This is a genomic window from Parapedobacter sp., assembly GCF_053550995.1.
Map to the genome: position 1 here is coordinate 18,536 of NZ_JBMQOC010000082.1, position 21,643 is coordinate 40,178.

Sequence of the window (21,643 nt, forward strand, 5' to 3'; positions counted from 1 at the left end):
GCCTTATTGCTAATGAGCAAAACTTTATAGCTCATGAGCGAAGCCTTATTGCTAATGAGCAAAACTTTATAGCTCATGAGCGAAGCCTTGTTGCTAATGAGCAAAACTTTATAGCTCATGAGCAAAACTTTATAGCTCATGAGCGGAACGCTGGTGCTAATGAGCAAAACTTTATAGCTCATGAGCATAGCGTGGTAGTTAATACGGATTACTCATTAAAAGAGAGGTATTTGATTTCCGTGTATTCATCCAGCCCATGCTTAGAGCCTTCGCGGCCGATGCCGGACTGCTTGACCCCACCAAATGGCGCAACCGCATTGGAAACCAATCCCGTGTTGATGCCTACCATACCCGATTCTAGCTGCTCGGCTATCCGCCAGCATCGGTTTACATCCCGACTGTAAAAATAAGCTGCCAAGCCGAATTCGGTATCGTTTGCCTTGGCGACACCCGCTGCTTCGGTCTTGAAGCGAAACAGCGCACACACCGGGCCGAACGTCTCTTCATGGGCTATCAGTGAAGATGAGACTACATCCGCCAGCACCGTAGGCTGATAGAATAGGCCTTTCTTTACCTTACCACCAGTAAGGAGCTCAGCTCCGCCGTCGATGGCATCTTTCACATGTGCTTTAACTTTCTCCAGTCCGTCTTTGCTGATGAGCGGTCCTACATCCACTTCCTCATCGAGACCGTTACCGGTTTTTAGTTTCCTAACGGCCGCAGTTAATTTTTTGGCAAATGCATCAAAGGCGCCATCCTGCACGTAGAATCGGTTAACGGCCACACACGTTTGACCCGAGTTGCGGAATTTGGCCGTGATTGCCCCCTTCACAGCGGCATCGATGTCCGCATCGTCAAATACGAGGAACGGTGCATTTCCACCCAGTTCGAGCGAAACCTTTTTAATGGTGCCGGCGGCATTGGCCATAAGTGCCCGGCCTACCTCTGTTGAACCGGTGAATGACACCTTCCGCACACGCTCGTTGGTTGTCAATTCTTCACCCATGCCTTTGCTATCCTTTCCGGTCACAACATTCAACACGCCGGCAGGGAAACCTGCCTTGTGGGCTAGTTTGGCTACTGCCAATGCCGTGAGCGGTGTTTGCGAAGCTGGACGCAAAACTACGGTACAGCCGCTGGCTAAGGCGGGTGCGACTTTCCGCGTGATCATGGCTAATGGGAAGTTCCAGGGGGTGATGGCTGCTACGACTCCTATGGGCTGGCGAATGGTGATGAGTCGTTGGCCAGCTTTAGTTGCCGGAATGGTTTCACCGTAGGCCCGTTTAGCCTCCTCGGCAAACCATTCGACGAATGAAGCGCCATAGTCGACCTCGGCAAGGCTCTCCGAAAGCGGCTTGCCACTTTCCCTCGTCATCGTGCGCGCCAAATCCTGCCTATGCGCCACAATCAGTTCGTACCATTTCCGCAGGGTCCGACTGCGTTGGGTTGCATCTATATTTTGCCAGCCTAGCCAGGCCTCATGCGCATAATCGACCGCTTTTCGGCAATCTGTAACAGTAAGATCGGGAACCGACGCGATAATATCGCCCGTGGCCGGGTTAATGACATCAAAGGTTTTACGGCCTGAGATGAATTTGCCGTTGACGTAAGCATTGTTCGGGAGTGATTTCAATGTCATAACCAAAAGGTAGCACTAGTTCACTATAACAACAGCGATCCATTACGAAGGTTTTCCGGTTTCTCAAACCATTACCGGCGCAAGAGTTTTATGAAAATAGGTGGAATCAAGTCTTTGACAAATTGTTTCAGGGGATTCGGCCGGGGAATACCGCTATTTACCTGCTCGTCCCCTGCATGCCCTTCCCGCGCCTTGAAAATCGTGCTGTGTTGGCTTAAACTTTCGTCAACCTCTTCCTTGGGGCGACCGTTGGAATAATAATACAGCGCCAAGGATTTTCGGCTACGGTCTTCTGGGCAATCGAGGGGGTTGGGGTGGCCGTGATAGGAGAACGTTGTGGTAGAAAAAATAGCCAGCGTATTGAACTCAGGGAGGATTTTCTTCTCACAGTGGGTCATAGACCTGTCCCAAAGCTCGAAGTGCCCGCCATATTCCTCTTTCCAGTCTTTGTTGAGGTACACCAATGCGTTGATGCGCCTGTCTAACTTCAATATGGGGTGCTTGTTGAAATCCGCGTGGATTTTCAATAACCCACCCCGTTTGATCTCATGTAATCCACCACCGACGAAATAGGGGTCGCCGATTAACGGTTCGTGGATACCCGTGAGTTGTTGTAGGAATTCGAGGAAGGGTTGCGAGTTGAGGAAGTGCATGAATTGCTTGGTTTCCTCTCCAAACGGCTGTTCACCTTTTCCTCCCAACTTTTTTTCATTCGGATTGTCAAATTTCACAGCATCTTTCTGGGCCAAGTCCGGGAATTCCTTCAGTACTTTTTCTAACATATCGGGGTTGAAGAAATCCTTGAAATAGATATTGGGAAAGGGGGATGCGTGGGCGTATTGGCCTGCATGGTTGCCAGCAACGGTCGATAAATTCAAGTATTGCTCATTGATATAACGCTTCATTTGTAGTTATTTAAACAAGGTGTGGCGCCGGCTATGCCAATAGGGTGGTATGTTAGCGCTTTCATGTTCAAACTTAGAAAAGTTTGTGATTCAAAACAAACTTTTTGGTCGCCCAACGACCATCGAAATGGTCATGCCGATGAAATTCGCTAAAATTAGCGTTTCTTTGCAAACTGAACATTCGATGTCCGAAATAGAAAATTGAAACGGAAAACAGTCATATTATTCATTCTCCGGTTTACCAAGTTGGCCTTTTCTGTAGTCGGATTGTCATTAGCTGCCAAGTATTTTGGTGTTTCTTTAGATCGAGATATGTGGCTGATTGCGCTGAACTGTATTGTGGTGGTCAATTTGGCGGTGTGGGGCCCAATGAATGAAACCTTCCGGGCTAAATTTATTATCCTTCGCGAAGAGCAAGGGGAAAAGCGTGTTCTTGAGCGCGTCCGATCTTTATTGGTGGTCACGCTGGGCGTTACCGTGGTCTTGATTAGTTGTTTATTTGCGTTTCCATATCCGATTGCGCGTGTGCTGGCGCCTGCGTATGGGCAGGAACAGATCACGGCATTGGTATTGATGTTGCTAGTTGTTGCCCCTTCTTTGTTATTTGATCAGTTCAGCCAACTGGGTATCAGTATACTCAACGCCTATAATTCTTTTTTCGTGCCGGAAATTTCCAACTGCGTGGCGGCATTGGTCAATGTGGTGAGCATGGTACTGTTGGCTCCCCATATCGGTATCTACGCATTGGCAGTCTCCTATTATATTGGGTTGTTGTTGATGCTTTCGCTGGTGGCTTACGAAGTATACTTGCGGAAAGTGCCGATTTTCTCGGGGGGTATCAAGATAAGACTATGGGATTTCAAGCCTTTTCTTATTTATGCGTTACCCTTCTTTATTCCCTATTTCTTTATCCAGGTCAATTTCTTGGTAGAGAAGTCCTTGGGAAACCTATTGGGTGAAGGGATGGTCTCGATACTTGATTATTCGCGTAAATTTGTGGATATACCCATCAATGTGCTGACGAGTGTATTGCTTACCATGCTGGTGCCGGTATTGTCAAGCCGCTTTGCGAAGCGCGACCCTGTGGGTTTTTTGGCCGACTTTAAGCAAATTTACCAATTCGGCTTTCTCATTGTCACAGCGCTGATTGCATTGCTATGCACCTCGGCCGAAGAATTGATAGGGATAATCTTGTATCATAAAGAACAAATGTCGTTCGAGGCCATCCTGAAAATCAGTGACCTGGCTATTTATTATGCATGGTCAGCCTTGGTCAATTTTTTCTATATTATATTTGGATTGGCCCTGCTAGCAACGAATAAGGGCAAAATTTATGCTTTTTTTGGGGTGCTTGCCCAGCTGATTATGATCGGGTTGAATTTTTTGTATTACCAGACATTCGGCGTATACACATTTCCGCTCACCTTCATTGTGGCGCACAGTGTTTCCGCTGCGGCATTATTTGTTTATTTTCCCTATCCGCACCGGCGCAGCCTTTTTGCGGTTACGTTGAAGTACCTCATTTACCTGGCTACGGTAGTGGTGGGAAGCTACTTGCTGACGGGGCTTATTCCGCATAGCGTAGGTAACTACATGGTATTTATTACCAACGGCAGTATCATTTTGATCAGTATGTTGACTTTGCTGTTTATATTGCGTCTGGAAGAGCGGCTGTTTGTGGTGCAGTATTGGCAAAAGGCGGTGGGTTTAATCCAAAAAAGCAGATCAAGAAAATAGGGGAGACATGGCGGACGTAACGGTATCCTTTATCATTGTCAATTTCCGTACGCCGGATTTGGTACTGCACTGTATCGCGTCAATTCGCGAACATACCAACACGCAACCTTATGAGGTCATTGTTATTGACAATGCATCGGGGGATGACTCGGCAGAGAAATTGGCGAGCGTACCGGGTGTAACGTTGGTGGCCAATGCGAAAAATGTAGGTTTCGGAGCGGCGAATAATCAAGGCGCGAAGGTGGCGCACGGAAGATACCTGTTTTTTCTCAACTCAGATACGCTACTGTTGTGCGATGCTGCCGATAGATTTGTTCCGTTTATGGACCGTCCGGATAATGCCCATGTGGGCTGTTGTGGCGGTGATCTGCTGGATGAAAAGATGGAAAAACAAGCCTCATATGGCAATTTCCCTTCGCTTATGGGGATAATTTTCGAAATGGGTCTTCACCGGTTTTTCCGACGGAAGTTTGAAGAGGAGTTTTCGATAGGGGTTAAAAATGAAAGCTACCAGGAACGGGCCGTTGATTATGTATCGGGAGCCGATATGTTTGTTAGGAGGGAATTATTCGACAAGTTGGGCGGATTTGACGCTGATTTTTTCCTTTATTTTGAAGAAACAGAGTTTGCATATCGGATGAAAAAGGCGGGATATCTCTCCATGTTGTTGCCGGCGGTCCAGATTGTCCATCTCGAAGGGGCTTCGCACCAAACGAGGGCGCTGATGAGTCTGGTAAAGGCGAAGTATTTCGAGTCCAGTCGGCTTAAATTTTTCCGAAAAACCAAAGGTGCCGCTACAGCGCTATCGGTAAAGGTTCTACTGGCTACGCAGGCGCTGGTAAGGGCATGCTGGCACCGCGACCGTTATTACCTTAAACTATTTCGTATACTTGTAAAATCGTGACTGAGCTACGCATGAAAAGGATCCTATTGGTATTCGGTACCCGGCCCGAAGCGATAAAAATGGCGCCGGTGATAATGGCGCTTTCTAAATATCAGACGGCTATCGAGGTTGGGGTTTGCGTTACCGCCCAGCATCGTGAGATGCTCGACCAAGTACTCGGATTTTTTGACGTGAAACCTCAATTCGACCTTAACCTGATGCAACAGAACCAAAGCCTTTTTGGGCTTACTGCCGACATCATTAAGCGGATGGAAAGTGTGCTGCATGAATTCCGGCCTGATATGGTGCTGGTGCATGGTGATACGAGCACATCAATGGCGGCGTCACTGGCATCGCATTACGCGAAAATACCTGTAGGGCATGTGGAGGCCGGTCTCCGAACGTATCAACGTTATGCGCCGTTTCCGGAGGAAATGAATCGCCAGCTAACGGGTAAGCTTGCTACTTATCATTTTGCGCCAACGGAAGGAGCGAAGGCCAACTTGCTGAGTGAGGGTATTCCGTCCACGTCGATTTTCGTAACCGGAAATACGGTTGTCGACGCCCTGTATTGGTCCAGTAAGGCACTGGAACATTATGAAGATGATGAGATTGCCGCCTTGAAAGCATTGGTTAATCGGAATAAGAAATGTGTTTTGGTAACGGCACATCGTCGCGAAAACCAGGAAACCGGGTTGTACAATATCTGTGATGCGTTGGTGCGGTTAGCTGCCCACCCCGATACCGAGATCGTATTTCCCGTACATCGTAATCCGGTGGTCAGGAAAATTGTCTACGAGCGGTTGGCTCATATCGATAATATTAAATTAATAGACCCGTTGGGTTATCCTGCATTCATATGGCTCATGTTGGAGGCTCATTTCATTATTTCGGACAGTGGTGGCATTCAAGAGGAATCTGCTGTACTGGGAAAACCGGTACTGGTTATGCGTGATTTTTCGGAGCGCCCCGAGGCTATCGGTGCGGGCTCAATGAAACTTGTTGGAACCGACAAGGATCGTATTTACAATGAAGCCATGGCATTATTGGATGACGACGTGGCTTACCAGCGCATGGCCACCAAATCGTCGGTATATGGGGATGGGCAAAGTGCCGACCGCATTGCGGGGATCATTGCGGACCTAAAACATTAGACCATGTTGTTAGTGCTTGCCAATTATCCGGACGAAAAAGCGCGATACGAGGGGATGTCTCAGCGCGTCATTGCAATCGATCAATTATGCGCAACCCGGGAGCGCCGCTATTTAACGGTTTCTCACCGGTTGTATTGGAAAATGGAGACCGAACAGTTCGCTGATGGTGGGATACAGTACCGCTGCAATATTTTCCGGCACTTTTCACTGATTATCAGGTTGATTAAACAGGCCGACACCCTTTATTTTCATTCGGTTATCAATGTGTTGCCCCTTTTACCATTCCTTAGCTTTATCCGGCGAGAGGCGCACGTTGTACTAGATGCCCATGGCGTTGTTCCAGAAGAACTCCACTATCAGGGAGCAGCAAGGAGAGGGAGGCTATACGGTCTTGCTGAACAACGGATATTCCGGCGGGTAGATACCGTGGTGACGGTCTCGGATGTGATGACTGCTCATTTCCGCCGTAAATATCCCGAATGGGAAAGTCGGGCAATGCGATATCCGATATTACCGGCCCACCTGCAGCGCGAACCGCCGATGGCCGGCGCAACGCCCGACAACAAGGTGCATGTGATTTACAGTGGCAACCTCCAATCGTGGCAAAATGTTGATCTGTTGATTTCGCTTATCAAAGAGAACCGATCTGATCGCATTAAGTATACGTTGTTGACGGGGCAACCGACGGATTTGAAAAAGCGGCTGTTGGATTTGGGTGTACAGCTTGGTAGTAACATCGAGGTACTCACCGTTTCGCCCCACGAATTGCGCGGGTATTACCAATCGGCGCATTACGGATTTATACTGCGAGACGATATGTTGATTAACCGGGTAGCATGCCCCACAAAGATGGTCGAATACCTTTTTTATGGCATTACACCGATTGTCAAAAGTAGTCACATTGGTGATTTTGAGGCAATGGGCTATGAATACCTCCGTTATCAGGATTTTTCGGCAAATTTGCTGGTTAGGAAAAGTAAAAAGAATAGGGAACTGATGATGCGGTATGTTTCCGATTTACGCATGGTCGACTTCGAACAATTGATTGCTTGTGAACGATAGTCCGGTAGTTTCTATATTGATGGCTACGTTCAATGGAGGGACGTACCTCCGTGAACAACTTGACTCGCTGATTGGGCAGACCTATACATCTTGGCGCTTAATTGCGCACGATGATGGATCGACCGACGATACGTTGTTGATACTTGAGGAATATCAACATAGGGATCCGCGCATTTCGATCATGGATGATGGTGTGACCAATCTAGGATCTGCGGCCAATTTTCTGCATCTCATGCGGCATGTAGAAGGCAAATTCTATATGTTTTGCGATCAAGACGATATCTGGCTTCCGGAGAAGGTGGGCCGGATGGTCGCGGGTATTGCCAAATATGAAGGTCCTACGGCGTTATACACGAATTCTTATTTGTATGAAGGAGGTAGTACGGCGATTTCACAAAAATCAACGGTAATTCACCCCCATACGCTCCGTGATACGTTATTTTTCAACTCAGGTATCCAAGGATGTGCGGTGATTTTCAACCATCAATTAATGGATATCTTGCGGCCTTTTCCCGATATTGTTGCGATGCATGACCACCTCATAACGATGGGTGCCGTAACGTTTGGCCAGATCGTTTACCTGGACGAAGTATTGGTTTGGTATAGGCAGCATAGCCAAAATGCGACAGGCAACCAGCCGCGTGGCACCTTTGGCAAACTGGCCTCTTTTTTAGTGGAAAGGAGGCCGGTAATCAGTCGGCTTCACTATCATGCAAATGAGGCATTCTACACGCACTACCGGGAGTTGATCGATAGGGCCAAAAGCAAACTGTTTCAGGCCTATTTCCGATTTGCTTCCAGCCGATCGGTGGCGGAGCGATTGTTCATTGTACTGAAGAATAAATTTGAGCTCGGCAATAAAAAGGGGCTTCTCCTGTTTAAAACCATGATAAGGACACCAATTGGCTAACTTGATAATGAGCGGTAAACCCAATCCCTACGTCACTGTCTTTACACCCGCTTACAATAGGTGCGGTTATCTTGGTCTGCTTTACGGAAGTTTAAAAACGCAGGATTTTGACGACTTTGAATGGGTAGTCGTTGACGATGGGAGTACTGACGGCACGGGTGAGGTAATGGCTCGTTTTATTGCTGAAAACCAGATCAACATCCGCTACCATTACCAACAGAATTCCGGTAAGCATGCCGCGGTAAATAAAGGGGTGCAGTTAGCCCAAGGGGAACTGTTTTTCACGGTGGATAGCGATGATACGATCGCTCCACATGCGTTATCAGCCATCGTGCGACAATGGCAGGCCGTTCTCGAATTATCCGATGCGGTTAAGTACGCTGGTGTTTGCGGATTACGGGTGCACGCAGACGGTCGGGTAATCGGTGGAGACGTGGACTACGAGATACTGGATGTTTCGCCGATCGATTACCGATTTAAATGGGGTTACAAAGGGGATAGGGCCGAAGTAATCCGTACATCGATTATGGCGCAATACCCTTATCCGGAGATTCCGGGCGAACGGTTTTGTGCCGATGCATTGACCCTTAACCGTATTGGCCGTAACTATGTACTGCGCTATTTCAAAGATGGTATTTACAGCTGTGAATATTTGGTCGGAGGGATTACCGATTCGTCAGTGCAACTTCGAAGAGATAGCCCGAGAGGCGCCTGCCTGTATTATGCTGAAATGGCGGCCCTTCCGGGGCTGACAAAGGTCCAACGGCTGAAAGCCGCATTGAACTATTGGCGGTTTGCCGTGTACGATAAGCAGACTTCATTTAAGGAACATCGGAGGGCCATAGGCTCATCTTGGTCTTATATCATGTATCCAGCGGCATGGGTATTGAAATTTGTTAGTAGTTGAGCTGTCATTTTGAACGATGGTACCGTACTATATATTATTTGCTGTCACGTTCTTGTTTGTCGTCTTTGATTTTATCGAGGCACGGTATATCAGACTGTGTGCTTATATACCGCTCTGTTTGTTGTTGATTGGTTTCGTGGGTCTCCGTGCTTTGGGTGTCGATAATGATGGGATTGCCTATCAGGATGCTTTCCGTTTGGTGGGTGAAAAATATACCTGGCTCGATCTGCTGCTTGGAAATTATGACGAAACGATGGAGCGGGGATACCTGCTTTTCAATAAGTTGGTTTTTACTTTGGGCGGCAACATCCACGTCGTTTTTATGGTCATGGCGATCCTTACCGGCTTGTTGAACTTTACGTTGTTCTACAAATACAGCCCCATGCCGTTTCTTTCCGTTTTAATATACCTGTGCTTTTTTTACCTCTATCGGGATTTCACTCAAATCCGGTATGCATTGTCGGCGGCAATGGGCTTTTGGTCAATTTGTTTTTTCGTTGATAGAAAGTACTGGTGGTCTTTCTTCTCGGTTTTCTTCGCTGCTTTTATACATAGCTCCGTACTCATTGTGCCCCTGTTTTACTTATTGTATATAGCGATACGGAATTATCCGTTTTACCTGGCTTTGCCGGTGGCAGGGTTGATCATTGGTTTTTTCGATCCTGTTATGTATTTATTCATGTTGGGTGGGCTCCCCCCAACGCTGGCAGGCTATGTAGAGCAAGGAGAGTTCGGGAAGAGTGGTTATATGCTCTCGGCGATAGCGGAAATTTTTATGCTTGGCATATTTTATTACCGGAGCAAGTTGGCAGCGTTCTATGGTGAACGGACGCTCGACCTTTTCATGGTCGCCTTATCCTTGGGCTCATTCATTAACCTGATGTTTATTTCGTTTGCGATAATGCAACGCTTATCTTCGTTGCTTTTTACGGTTATCGCCTTGGTGATGCCTTATCTATTCAGTATGATAGAGGACGACATAAAGGACCGAAATGTCGGTTTATTTATCAGGTTGGTTTTTATGATATTCGTGCTTTACTACGGATTGAAAATGATCGATATGGAGTTGGTTAGGCCTTACGCTATCGTATGATTCCTAAAATAATACACTATTGCTGGTTGAGCGACGATCCTTATCCGGAATTGATTGAGCAGTGTTTTGCCAGTTGGAAGCGGTATTTGGTGGGATACGAATTGTATCGGTGGGACATTGGAAATGCACCGAACGTGCCATGGGTACACGAAGCCTTTGAAGGTAAGAAGTATGCCTTTGCAGCAGATTATATCCGGTTTTATGCATTGTATCAAATGGGGGGGATTTATTTGGATGCCGATGTGGAAGTCTTCAAGTCATTCGATGCGCTGTTGGAAAACCGTTCGTTTATCGGGTACGACTCGATGGGCGATATCGAAGCAGCAGTGATAGGGGCCGAAAAAGGATCTGGTTGGGTCAAGGCCTGCTTGGATACCTATGCGGGTAAGCATTTTAAACAGGAAGACGGTCGTTTGGATATGCATACTGTCCCGTTCTTAATCCATCGCATGCTTCGACAACGCTATGGCCTGCCGCCAAACGCACCCGGTGTGGTTCGGCATTATGAAGATTTGACGACTTTCCCGGCCGTGTATTTCTCTCCGAAGAACTTGTTTACGAAGGGAATGGAGACCGGGACGGAAACGGTGTGCGTACATCATTTCGAAGGGCAGTGGGTGAAACGTACGCCATGGTTCGTCATGAAACATATGATGCACCGAGCCGTGTTGCTCCTGCTTGGGGAACGTACGCACCGAAAAATCGCCCGTACCTTCAGGAAGTTTTTGGGGATAAGCTAACTCGAATCGGGCTAATATGCTATTGATGGATATTCTGCTATCTTTGCGGGGTAGCGGATGAGTTGGTGTGGAGCAATTTAATGCAGGCTTATCGCGGCAATCAATCATCATGTCGATTAAAATATGTTTGGTTTCTAATACGTCTTGGAGTTTCCTCCGCTTCCGGACAGATGTGATCAGGTCACTGGTACATGCCGGCCATGAAGTGGTATTGTTGGCCCCGCCCGACGAGCATACGAAACCATTGGCCGAGTTGGGAGCTCGGATCATCTTGCTAAAATCGCTGTCAAGAAAGGGACTCAACCCCATAAAGGACTTTATGTTGTACAAAGAATTTAGCCAGATATACGCAGCGGAACGGCCTGATTTGGTGTTTCAATACACGATAAAGCCCAATGTCTACAGCACGATGGCGGCAAGGCGTTACCGCATACCAGCCATTGCCGTGATAACCGGCTTAGGCTATGCATTCATCAACAAAGGGGTGGTCACCTTCATAGCCAAGCAGCTTTATCGGCTAGCGCTAAGGCATACAAAATGGGTTTGGTTCCTCAATCATGATGATTTTCATTTTTTCGTGGCGCGAAAGTTGGTAGATAGGGCCAAAGCAAGGCAAATTCCGGGAGAGGGGATTAACTGTTTTGATACCTTTAATCCCGAGCTCATTACCGTCGCAGATGATGGCGACGCGATGGTTAGATTCTTGTTCATCGGTAGATTGCTTTATGACAAAGGGGTAGCCGAGTATGTGGCCGCCGCGAGAAGGATAAGAAAGAAATATCCCGATACCGTATTTTGGATCATGGGGTATCTAAACGTTGACAATCCTACGGCCGTTCAACAAGCACAGTTAGACGATTGGGTGGCCGATGGCACAATAACCTATTTGGGGGCAATCGATGACGTAAGGCCGGTGATTTCCTCGTGCGACTGTGTGGTCCTTCCGTCATATCGCGAAGGCATGTCGACTACATTGCAAGAGAGTGCTGCCATGGCTAAGCCGCTTATTGCCAGTGACATTTCGGGCTGCAAGGAGTTGGTCGATGACGGTGTAAACGGTTTTCTGTGCCGGGTAGCAGATGTAGATAGCCTCGTGGCGTGCATGGAGCGGATACTGGAGTTAACGCCAATGGAGCGCCAGACAATGGGTGTAAATGGCAGGAAAAAGATGGTCAATGAGTATTCGGTCGACCGCGTGATCAGCATTTACCATGAGGCGATAGCTGACATTATACAGCAACAAAATGATAAGAAAATAAAGCAAATCTCTTAGTACGCAGCAAAAAAAACAGTTTATTTGTGGTAATTTAGAAGAATGGATTTTGGTTTTGAGTTTTAAAGGTAAGCAGATCAGGTTGATGAAGTATAGCTATATTCATGTTGCAAGTATTCTTCTGATGGTTTGGGTTGGGTTGTTTGGCGGTCCTTCCCTCGGGCAAAGTATCAGCGCCACAGATTTGTCTAATGTCCGTATCGATGATTTGACGGACGATCAGATTCGTGCCTACCTGAAACAGGCGGAAACATCGGGTCTGAGCGAAAGCCAGATGGAAGCGATTGCGCGTGAGCGTGGAATGCCGGCTACCGAGATCCAAAAACTGCGCGATCGGATAGCCAACCTCGATGGAACCGAAGCAGACCAGCGCACATCGGCGGCGTCGTCGAAAATACGAAGCGAACGAGAGATCATCGATTCGTTATCGGCCCCCACTACCGCGGCCCCCCCGCCCATGGACTCGGCGCGTAATGGCGGCTTACGTATTTTTGGTGCCACTTTGTTCCGCGGAGCTTCGCCTGTTTTTGAACCGGGTTTGCGCATTGCTACTCCCCGGAGCTATGTAATCGGTCCGGGCGACCAGATTTTGATTGATATATATGGTAAGTCGGAAGAAGACCATACCCTCTCTGTTAGCCCTGAAGGCACAATTAATATCCCTTATATCGGCGTCGTTTCGGTGGCGGGGATGACGATGGAGCAGGCCACAGCCCGGATTGAATCATCGCTTGCAACGGTCTATTCGGCGATCCGAAGCGGCGATACTAAGGTGAGCGTGGCACTTGGTGACATTAGAAGTATCCAAGTGACGGTGACGGGTGAAGTGGTACAGCCGGGTTCTTACACATTACCCTCGGTTGCGAATGCTTTTAATGCACTGTATTTTTCGGGTGGCCCCACCGAAAATGGGTCGTTCAGGGATATCCGTGTAATCCGGAATGGGAAGGAAGTGGCCGTACTCGATATCTATGATGTGTTGATGAATGGTTTTTTTTCGACCAACATCCGATTGGAGGACCAAGATGTGCTTATGGTGCCACCTTATCAAAATAGGGTTTCGATACTTGGGGAAGTGAAAAGGCCAGCTATCTTTGAATTGAAAGAGGGTGAAACATTCGATCATCTATTAGCCTATGCGGGTGGTTTTACGGAGGAGGCTTACCGGGCCCGCATCAAGGTGACGAGACAGACCGATAAGGAACGGCGTATTGAAGATCTTTTGCAAACACAATTTGCGCACTATACGCCCCGATTGGGCGACCGATACGAAGTGGCGCCGATATTGAAACGTTTTGAAAACAGGGTGCGGATTGAGGGGGCGGTGTTCCGGCCGGGCGATTATGAGCTGAGTCCCGGACTGACATTATCGATGTTAATCAAAAAAGCGGATGGACTGAAGGAAGATGCTTTCCTGAATCGGGGTTATATTCTTCGACTGCAAGATGATATGCAGACCGAGCAACTTTCTTTTAATGTGGCTGGGATTATTGCGGGAACCACGCCCGATGTCGAATTGAAACGTGAGGATGTGGTGACCATAGCTTCCATCTTCGACCTGCGCGAACAGTACACGGTGGATATTGATGGCGAAGTGCGCTTCCCGGGACAATTTTCATTTGCAGAGGGAATGACACTGCAAGATTTGATTATTAAAGCGGGCGGCTTCCGCGAAAGTGCGACAAGTAGTCGAATAGCGGTATCTAGACGCGTGAAAAATGCGGACCCAATGTCGCAGTCCGCTCAAACCGCGGAGGTCTTTCACGTGGCCACAGGCGGCGAATTGAGTAAGGCTGACCAGGATTTTGTATTGATGCCTTTTGACAAAGTGGTTGTCCGTACGGCCACCGGTTATGAAACCCAAAAAACGGTTTGGGTGGAGGGCGAAGTGCTTTATCCTGGTGAGTATACCATTACGAGAAAAGATGAACGTATTTCTGATATCATCAAACGGGCGGGTGGTTTTACACCGTTTGCATACGTTGAAGGAGCATCATTGAAACGAACTGGCGCGCCAGATACATTGCGGCCAGCGGAAACAGGAACGGAAAGGACCAGGAAAGAATTGGCACAACAAGATGAATATAAGCGCATGCTTACTTTAAGGCAATTGCAAAACGATGAAAGTGTGATTGACGAATTGGCCATTGATAGGAATACCAATAATGAATTTGTAGGAATTAACCTGGAGCGTATCATCAAGAATCCGGGCTATCGCGGCGATTTGATCTTGCAAGATGGTGACGTGGTTAGGGTACCCAAAGAATTGCAGACCGTGAAAATTTCCGGTGAAGTGCTTGCGCCTTCCATCGCGGTATACGCGCCATCAAAAGGGTTTAAGCAGTATATTTCGCAAGCGGGAGGGTTCTCGTCACGTGCCTTACGGAAAAGCGCATATGTATTGTACGCCAACGGCTCGGTGAAAAGTACCAACCGGTTTTTATTTTTCAATAACTATCCACCAATAAAGCCGGGAGCTGAGATTTTCGTCCCCCAGAAGGAAATAAAAGAACCATTAACCCCGCAACAATTGCTCGGAATCGGATCTGGTGCTGCTTCTCTGGTAGCTATTATACTAACCATGTTGCGCTGATTATTTAGAAAAGTAAATGGGTGATACAAACATGAATGCCGGGCACGGTCAATATAATAAGGTCGGTTTGAGGGAGCTGATCATAAAGATGGTCGCTTTGATTCGGTATCTGCTGAATAAATGGCTGATCATCCTAATGATCGCGTTGTTGGGCGCTGCACTTGGTCTTTGCTATTCCTTGTTCAAGAAAACGGACTACACCGCGACATTAAGTTTCGTTATGGATGAGTCGAGCGCATCCCAAGGAAGCTTGGGAGCTGCCGCAACGATCGCCGAGCAGTTCGGCTTCAATTTAGGCGGCATCGGCAGTATCGGCGGATTTTTCAAGGGTGACAACATCATCGAGTTTTTGAAATCGCGTTCGATGGTCGATGAAACATTATTAACGGAAGTAGCGTTGGATGGTAAAAAGACGTTATTGGTCGACCGCTATATCGCCTACCATAATCTTCGCGAAAAATGGGCGTCAAAGAAGCCGCAATTGGTTGATCTGCAATTTCGCGATACCACCGGTGTTTTTTTGCAGGATAGCTTGATGGCAACGTTTTACAAAGCAATTTTGAGGGAAAACCTGGTTGTCGAAAAACTCGATAAGAAGTCTAACATCATTACCATTGAGGTGGAAAGTCCGGATGAAGGGTTTTCGAAAGTATTTGCAGAGATGTTGATTAAGAATGCGACGGATTTTTACGTTCAAACGCGCACACAGAAGGCAAAGGAGAATTTAGACGTACTTACTCATCAAGTGGATTCGGTGCGGAGGGAACTCAATGAAGCAATCAGTGGCGTAGCGGCTGCCACGGATGCCAATCCGAATCCGAATCGGGCATTCCAAAGCCTGCGCGTTCGATCGCAGCTGCACACGGTAGATGTCCAAGCCAATACGGCAATCTTAACCGAACTAGTAAAGAACCAAGAACTTGCGAAAATTACCCTGCGTAACGAAAAACCAGTTATCCAAGTTTTGGATAAGCCTATCCTTCCACTGGAAAACGACAAGCTAGGGAAACTGAAAGCCGTTATTATTGGTGGTTTCCTTGGCGGCTTCCTGGCATGCTTGGCATTGGTATTGATGCGGCTTTACCGCCAAATCATGAGTGGCGATCTCGCATGATGGTATGCCCCATGCGGTCTCGTTTGGCACGGAGATACTGTTCGTTAAAAGGATTGGGAGCGATTTCGATAGGCACGTTTTCTACAATTTCCAGTCCATAACCAACAAGCCCAGCCCGTTTAGTAGGGTTGTTGCTCATTAGCCTCATTTTCGTTATGCCTAGGTCTCTCAATATTTGCGCACCAATACCATAGTCCCGATGATCGGGCTTAAAGCCCAACTCCAGGTTAGCATCTACGGTATCCAGCCCGTTTTCCTGTAGGTTATATGCGTGAAGTTTATTTACTAAGCCAATACCTCGTCCTTCTTGGTTCATATAGACAACCACACCTTTACCTTCCTCTTCAATCATTTGCATCGCGCGGTGCAATTGCGGTCCACAGTCGCACCGGCAGGAACCGAAAATATCACCGGTTACACAAGAGCTATGCACACGTACCAAAATAGGCTCATTCGGTTCCCATTCGCCCTTATAAAGGGCTACGTGCTGTTCACCCGTGTTTTTCTGTGTATACGCCGTAAGGTTGAACTGTCCCCATTCGGTGGGTAAGCTGACAGATACCTCGCGGGTAATCAACGAATCTTTGCTGAGCCGATATTCAATCAGGTCTTGGATGGAGATGATTTTCAAGTCAAATCGCTTAGCAACTTCCATCAAATCCGGTAGCCGGGCCATTTCGCCATCATCTTTGAGGATCTCGACCAACACACCGGCCGATTCGAATCCCGCGAGCCTAGCGAGGTCGACCGCTGCTTCGGTATGACCTGCACGGCGAAGTACGCCGCCGTCTTTTGCAATCAATGGAAAAATATGCCCCGGTCGGCCAAATTCTTCGGGTTTAATGTTTGGATTGATAAGTGCTTTGATCGTCTTCGAGCGGTCCGAAGCCGATATCCCGGTTGTACAACCATAACCCTGCAAGTCTACAGATACGGTAAAATTTGTTTCATAGACAGCGGTATTGTTACCCACCATCAGGTTCAGATCGAGGGCTTTGCAACGTTCCTCGGTAAGCGGGACACATACCAGACCGCGCCCATGGTTGGCCATGAAATTGACCACTTCAGGCGTAGCGTTACGAGCGGCGGTAACGAAGTCCCCTTCGTTTTCACGATCTTCATCATCTACCACGATAACCACTTTGCCAAGTTGTATCTCTTTGATCGCCTCTTCTATGGTATCTAGCTTGCTACTCATTTATGTGCTTTTTTATGATACAAAGGTATCCTTTCTTAAGACGACTTTATATAATCGTCTTGTAAAGATTTAGGCAGCGAGGGTTGCGCCCGGTCGACCATGCCTAAACGTGCCTTAACCCAGCCGAGTGCTTTGTTTATTCTAAGGCGATACTGCTCAATATCAAATAACGCCGAGTCCGAGGCCGCTTTGTAAGCGAGAAAAATTGCCAATGGAGATAATACGAAGATAGCCATCCACATGCCCCAAAAGGTATCGATATTACCCTCTTTGGCCGATTTCTCACTAACGGTTGAAATGATGTGATAAATAAGGAAGAAGATAATGGCAACGACCACCGGCAAGCCTAGCCCGCCCTTGCGGATAATCGCGCCCAATGGCGCACCGATGGAAAATAACAACAGGCACGATACGGCCAGGGTGAACTTACGCTGGAACTCTACATTGTATAGGATATTCTTATTGCTGTAAAAATCATCTTCATCCGCTTTAAGCATGACGACATCCTTGATATAGCGTACTTGGCTCAGGGCGCTGCTGATCATCATGCTGCGCTTTTCAGTTGGAATAGTTGAGATAAAGTCTTTTTGGTAATGTATGGGCCCCGCAAGTGTCGCGGTAGTGTCTTTCGCTTTATAATAATCGTTGAAATAATAATAGTAGGATTTGATTTCCGGGAATACAGTATTCCGCAGGCTGTCCATCTGGTGCGCGTTGGAGTCTGTATAATGCTTTAGCTGCTTTAAGTTCAGCATGGCATGGTGGCTCTTGAATAAGTTTTCGTCCGTTCGTTTCATTTGGAAGGCAGACATGTCAAACTTCTGCTCGGTTTCGTCGAAATAGAATCGGGTAAACTGCTGCCGGGGGTTATACACGCGCGCATCCTTTGCCCGGCTATCCTCATAGCGTACACCATTTTTAAGCTTGAGGATCATGGTGTTGTTGTCCGGCGAATTGTAGATGTATCCCTCTTCGGCCAACAGTACGTTATTAGCGGTACTGTTCTTGCTGTGGTCATAAATCATCAAATCGTATAGGATTTTTCCGTCCTTGCTTTTGCCTTCGGCTCGAATGGAGTATCCCGGGATGGTGTTGTTGAAAATGCCCGGCTTGATAAAAAAGTCTGCTTGTTTAATCCGGACATCATAAAGCAGAGACCCCATTTTGAGATTCGCGATGGGCATGATATAATCGCTGAATAGAAATGCGCCGGCACTGAAGAGGCCAACGAGGAGAAATAAGGGAGCCATCGCTTTCCGTAACGACACCCCAGCCGCTTTGATTGCTACCAATTCATAGCTTTCGCCCAGGTTTCCGAATGTCATGATGGATGACAATAACATGGATAGCGGCAAGGCCATGGCTACGTTGGTCGCTGCTGCATACCAAAGCAGTTCTAAGATGACATACCATTCGAAACCTTTGCCAATGAGATCATCGATATACTTGAAAAGGAAAAGCATAAGGAGGACAAACATCACGATAAAGAACGTGACGATAAATGGCCTGATGAAAGATTTCAGGATGAGAAGATGGATTTTTTTCATCAAAATACGTGCCCCTGACTACCTTAAACGCAAAGGTACGATTTTTTAGGCACCTATAACGCTTTGGAGATATTCGATTTGATTGTCCCAAATGAGCTTGCGGTCATCGAGGGTCTCTTCCCACGAGAAATCAGTGATGGCAAGCGCAACGTCGTTGGTGAGTTCATCCTGCACGATTTCCATTTCGAAATGATACGGCTCATCATCCAGCCATTTATACTTTACTAGCTTATTCTCCTTTAAGCTGATTAATTTGGCAATATGCAGCTCACCATCCCAACTGAACTCATAAATGCCATCCTTGAAGTTTACGTCGTCGGCAAACCATTGAGCCAACGCATTGGGTTCGTGCAAGAAAGAAAATAGAATTTTCGGGGAGGACTTGATTTCGTATTCCAAATGGAATTTGATTTTTTCTGCCATGCCTATTTTGATGATTAAGCGGTTATGTCGTTTCTATAGCTTTAATAACTTTTTTTCTAAAGAAAGGGAAAATAAACTATATTTGCAAACAATTTTTGGCGGGGTAGCTCAGATGGTTAGAGCGCAGGATTCATAACCCTGAGGTCGGCAGTTCGATCCTGCTCCCCGCTACAAGGCTGGTACGGATGTACCGGCCTTTTTATTTTTGGGGGGTGCCAGCGGATTTAAATAGGCTTGCAAGGCGGTAACTCCAAGCCTCAACGGTTTGTTTTTTTGGAAATATCGAATCGTACGAGATGTAGTAAATTATCTACAACAAATGGAGGAAAGGTTTTGTTTTTTGTTACTAAACACTACCTTTATTCCATTGGGAATTAGCGGTCTCATCCATTCAATTTGAAGGGCTTAATGTATCCCATTTTATCCGCTAGGTGAAAGCTCATACCTGTGTTCATTATGATGTAGCACAGGTAAACGGGTGTTACTCATTTGGGTAAGCAATCGGCGCGATTAATCTGAGTGACCGGTTGAATGCGGGGCGTTATGTACCCGCGAAGTGTAATGATGCCGGATACTGGCTAACGAATATGGAGAGGCTTTTGGCCTTAGAACGAATATTAATTTGGACATGACCAATCAACGACAAGAGGAGGCAACATACCGGCCTCTTTTCTTTCGTTTATCTACTAAAGAAGATAAACAGGCATTCGATGCATTATTTGCGCAAGATCCCAAAATAAAACGACATGACACCATACGGCAGCAGTTAGACGAGTTGATGCGTATTTCTTTTCCGGGAAAGATATGGGGAGATGCAGAGCGCCAGGCTTTTTACGCTGAACGAACAGGTGGGCGGGGATTCGACGAGTATGGTGTATGGGTGTATTTCCCATGGAATAACAACTGCGTACATGTGCTTGATGAAGAAGAATTCGTACGGGTACGTACAAATCGCAATGTGTATAAAATTGATTTTCATGAGATTGATGTACTGAGGACGAAGAAGATAGGTGTTATCGGATTATCGGTTGGGCAAAGCATTGCATTAACGATAGCGATGGAACGGACCTGCGGAGAAATCAGACTTGCAGATTTCGATGATGTCGAATTAAGCAATATGAACCGGATACGGACCGGCATTCAAGATCTCGGCCTTAACAAAGCGATTATTGCCGCTAGACAAATAGCTGAAATCGATCCGTTTATCAACGTTATTTGCTATACGGAGGGGGTGAATGATCAGAATATCGATGATTTTTTTTGCAAAGGTGGAAAGATTGATGTATTGGTGGAAGAATGCGATGGGATTGACGTAAAGGTACAGAGTCGGTTGAGATCACGATCCCTCCGGATACCCGTGGTGATGGATACGAACGACCGAGGGATGCTGGATATCGAGCGATTCGACGTTGAAAATGAAAGACCAATCTTGCACGGTGCTGTTGCGGATTTGGAACGGATTCCAAGCCCTGAATTGGCGCATAAGCTAAAAAACTTAAGTCTTGATGAAAAAGTCGAGTACCTGGCTAAGTTCATCGGGATGGGTAATGTTTCGGAGGAGATGATGCGATCATTGGGAGAACTGAACAGGACCATTGTTGGATGGCCCCAACTGGCATCGGCGGTGGTGCTAGGGGGAGCAATGGTGACGGAGGCGTGTAGGAGGATTTTATTGGGTAAACAGATGCCTTCAGGTAGGTATTTTGTTGATTTCGAAGAGTTATTCAGGGAACCATCCATTCATCAATGATTCAAATAAGGACTTTTAAGGCGCCAAACGACCCTGAAGCTTGCGAAAAATTTATTGTTGGGCACCGAAAGCTGCTAGAGATATTCGGGATTTCGAAAATTACCTCGAATAGGCAGGACTGGGTAGAAGATAATAATACAATAGTCATCTTGGTGGAAGATAAGGACACGCGGACCGTTTATGGTGGCGCAAGGTTACAGATTGCCACGGGTGAATATATGTTGCCCATTGAAATTGCGTTGGGTAAATACGATGCCAAGATTTTTCAAATGGTAAAAGAAGATCAAATTAACGGGGGGACCTGCGAATTGTGTGGGCTTTGGAATTCAAGGGAGGTTGCCGGTATGGGAATCGGAAGTTACATTCTCGCTAGGGTGGGGGCTGTTGTTTCCACTCAACTTCCTGTTAAAAGTATTTTTGTGCTTTGCGCCCCTATTACTGTACGGATGGGAAAACGTGTCGGGGCCGTAGTGGAATCCGATTTAGGCAACCGTGGTTTGTTTTATTACCCAAAAGACGATTTGATCGCTACGGCCATGAGATTGCGGGATATTCGTGATTTAAGCCATGCTGATGAGGCAGAGCAGCGGAAAATTATATCATTGAGGGAGCAGCCGCACCAGTTGCACGACGAGCGGGGACCGAAGGGCACGTTCAAAGTGGAGTATAACCTTTTAATTCCCTAGCCGTGGTAAATGTTGCGGGCAATTTGATG

Annotated in this window: 18 protein-coding genes and 1 tRNA gene; 14 read left to right on the top strand and 5 right to left on the bottom strand. The window is 47.0% G+C overall.

Annotated elements, in window-relative coordinates:
* Positions 1–208 precede the first annotated feature (208 nt).
* Positions 209–1,639: an NAD-dependent succinate-semialdehyde dehydrogenase gene (locus ACO1NT_RS11495; protein WP_449048772.1), complete on the bottom strand. Its 1,431-nt coding sequence runs from the start codon at positions 1,637–1,639 to the stop codon at positions 209–211.
* A 71-nt stretch (positions 1,640–1,710) separates the two neighbouring features.
* On the bottom strand, positions 1,711–2,544 hold the full coding sequence (locus tag ACO1NT_RS11500; RefSeq protein ID WP_449048773.1) for a 2OG-Fe(II) oxygenase: 834 nt from the start codon (positions 2,542–2,544) through the stop codon (positions 1,711–1,713).
* A gap of 267 nt (positions 2,545–2,811) precedes the next feature.
* On the opposite strand from ACO1NT_RS11500, the gene ACO1NT_RS11505 reads away from it, so the two are divergent.
* From ACO1NT_RS11505 to ACO1NT_RS11555, 11 genes are all read left to right on the top strand, one after another.
* Positions 2,812–4,281: a lipid II flippase MurJ gene (locus tag ACO1NT_RS11505; RefSeq protein WP_449048814.1), complete on the top strand. Its 1,470-nt coding sequence runs from the start codon at positions 2,812–2,814 to the stop codon at positions 4,279–4,281.
* Between the two features lie 7 nt (positions 4,282–4,288).
* Positions 4,289–5,185 carry a glycosyltransferase family 2 protein gene (locus tag ACO1NT_RS11510; protein WP_449048774.1) on the top strand — a complete coding sequence of 299 codons (897 nt, stop codon included), beginning with the start codon at positions 4,289–4,291 and terminating at the stop codon, positions 5,183–5,185.
* Positions 5,186–5,196: 11 nt separating this feature from the next.
* A complete protein-coding gene (wecB, locus tag ACO1NT_RS11515; protein ID WP_326326532.1) occupies positions 5,197–6,318 on the top strand; it encodes a non-hydrolyzing UDP-N-acetylglucosamine 2-epimerase in 1,122 nt (373 codons plus the stop codon).
* 3 nt (positions 6,319–6,321) lie between these two features.
* Positions 6,322–7,380: a glycosyltransferase gene (locus ACO1NT_RS11520; RefSeq protein ID WP_449048775.1), complete on the top strand. Its 1,059-nt coding sequence runs from the start codon at positions 6,322–6,324 to the stop codon at positions 7,378–7,380.
* A gap of 19 nt (positions 7,381–7,399) precedes the next feature.
* Entirely contained in the window at positions 7,400–8,290 is an 891-nt protein-coding gene (locus tag ACO1NT_RS11525; RefSeq protein ID WP_449048776.1) for a glycosyltransferase family 2 protein, read from the top strand.
* A gap of 7 nt (positions 8,291–8,297) precedes the next feature.
* Positions 8,298–9,197 (top strand): glycosyltransferase family 2 protein, encoded by a 900-nt coding sequence (locus tag ACO1NT_RS11530; RefSeq protein WP_449048777.1) that lies wholly within the window; start codon positions 8,298–8,300, stop codon positions 9,195–9,197.
* Positions 9,198–9,213: 16 nt separating this feature from the next.
* Positions 9,214–10,290: an EpsG family protein gene (locus ACO1NT_RS11535; protein WP_449048778.1), complete on the top strand. Its 1,077-nt coding sequence runs from the start codon at positions 9,214–9,216 to the stop codon at positions 10,288–10,290.
* On the top strand, positions 10,287–11,030 hold the full coding sequence (locus ACO1NT_RS11540) for a glycosyltransferase family 32 protein (RefSeq protein WP_449048779.1): 744 nt from the start codon (positions 10,287–10,289) through the stop codon (positions 11,028–11,030). Before ACO1NT_RS11535 ends, ACO1NT_RS11540 begins: the two co-directional genes overlap by 4 nt.
* Positions 11,031–11,139: 109 nt before the next feature.
* On the top strand, positions 11,140–12,303 hold the full coding sequence (locus tag ACO1NT_RS11545) for a glycosyltransferase family 4 protein (protein WP_449048780.1): 1,164 nt from the start codon (positions 11,140–11,142) through the stop codon (positions 12,301–12,303).
* Between the two features lie 124 nt (positions 12,304–12,427).
* Entirely contained in the window at positions 12,428–14,896 is a 2,469-nt protein-coding gene (locus ACO1NT_RS11550) for an SLBB domain-containing protein (protein WP_449048781.1), read from the top strand.
* A 16-nt stretch (positions 14,897–14,912) separates the two neighbouring features.
* Positions 14,913–16,010 (top strand): Wzz/FepE/Etk N-terminal domain-containing protein, encoded by a 1,098-nt coding sequence (locus tag ACO1NT_RS11555; RefSeq protein ID WP_449048782.1) that lies wholly within the window; start codon positions 14,913–14,915, stop codon positions 16,008–16,010.
* Here the strand turns inward: ACO1NT_RS11555 and ACO1NT_RS11560 are convergent.
* From ACO1NT_RS11560 to ACO1NT_RS11570, 3 genes are read right to left on the bottom strand one after another with little or no spacing between them, the layout of a single operon-like run.
* Complete coding sequence (locus tag ACO1NT_RS11560; protein WP_449048783.1) at positions 15,988–17,208, bottom strand: bifunctional 3,4-dihydroxy-2-butanone-4-phosphate synthase/GTP cyclohydrolase II; 1,221 nt, start codon at positions 17,206–17,208, stop codon at positions 15,988–15,990. The genes ACO1NT_RS11555 and ACO1NT_RS11560 overlap by 23 nt on opposite strands.
* 35 nt (positions 17,209–17,243) lie before the next feature.
* Positions 17,244–18,755: an LptF/LptG family permease gene (locus tag ACO1NT_RS11565; RefSeq protein ID WP_449048784.1), complete on the bottom strand. Its 1,512-nt coding sequence runs from the start codon at positions 18,753–18,755 to the stop codon at positions 17,244–17,246.
* Positions 18,756–18,800: 45 nt separating this feature from the next.
* A complete protein-coding gene (locus ACO1NT_RS11570) occupies positions 18,801–19,178 on the bottom strand; it encodes an START-like domain-containing protein (protein WP_449048785.1) in 378 nt (125 codons plus the stop codon).
* Positions 19,179–19,275: 97 nt separating this feature from the next.
* Here ACO1NT_RS11570 and ACO1NT_RS11575 point away from each other — a divergent pair.
* The 3 genes from ACO1NT_RS11575 to ACO1NT_RS11585 all read left to right on the top strand — a co-directional run bounded on the left by ACO1NT_RS11575 (position 19,276) and on the right by ACO1NT_RS11585 (position 21,614).
* Positions 19,276–19,349: transfer RNA gene (locus ACO1NT_RS11575), tRNA-Met, on the top strand.
* A gap of 457 nt (positions 19,350–19,806) precedes the next feature.
* Positions 19,807–20,928 (top strand): ThiF family adenylyltransferase, encoded by a 1,122-nt coding sequence (locus ACO1NT_RS11580; RefSeq protein ID WP_449048786.1) that lies wholly within the window; start codon positions 19,807–19,809, stop codon positions 20,926–20,928.
* Entirely contained in the window at positions 20,925–21,614 is a 690-nt protein-coding gene (locus ACO1NT_RS11585) for a hypothetical protein (protein ID WP_449048787.1), read from the top strand. The genes ACO1NT_RS11580 and ACO1NT_RS11585 overlap by 4 nt, the downstream gene beginning before the upstream one ends.
* Positions 21,615–21,643 lie beyond the last annotated feature (29 nt).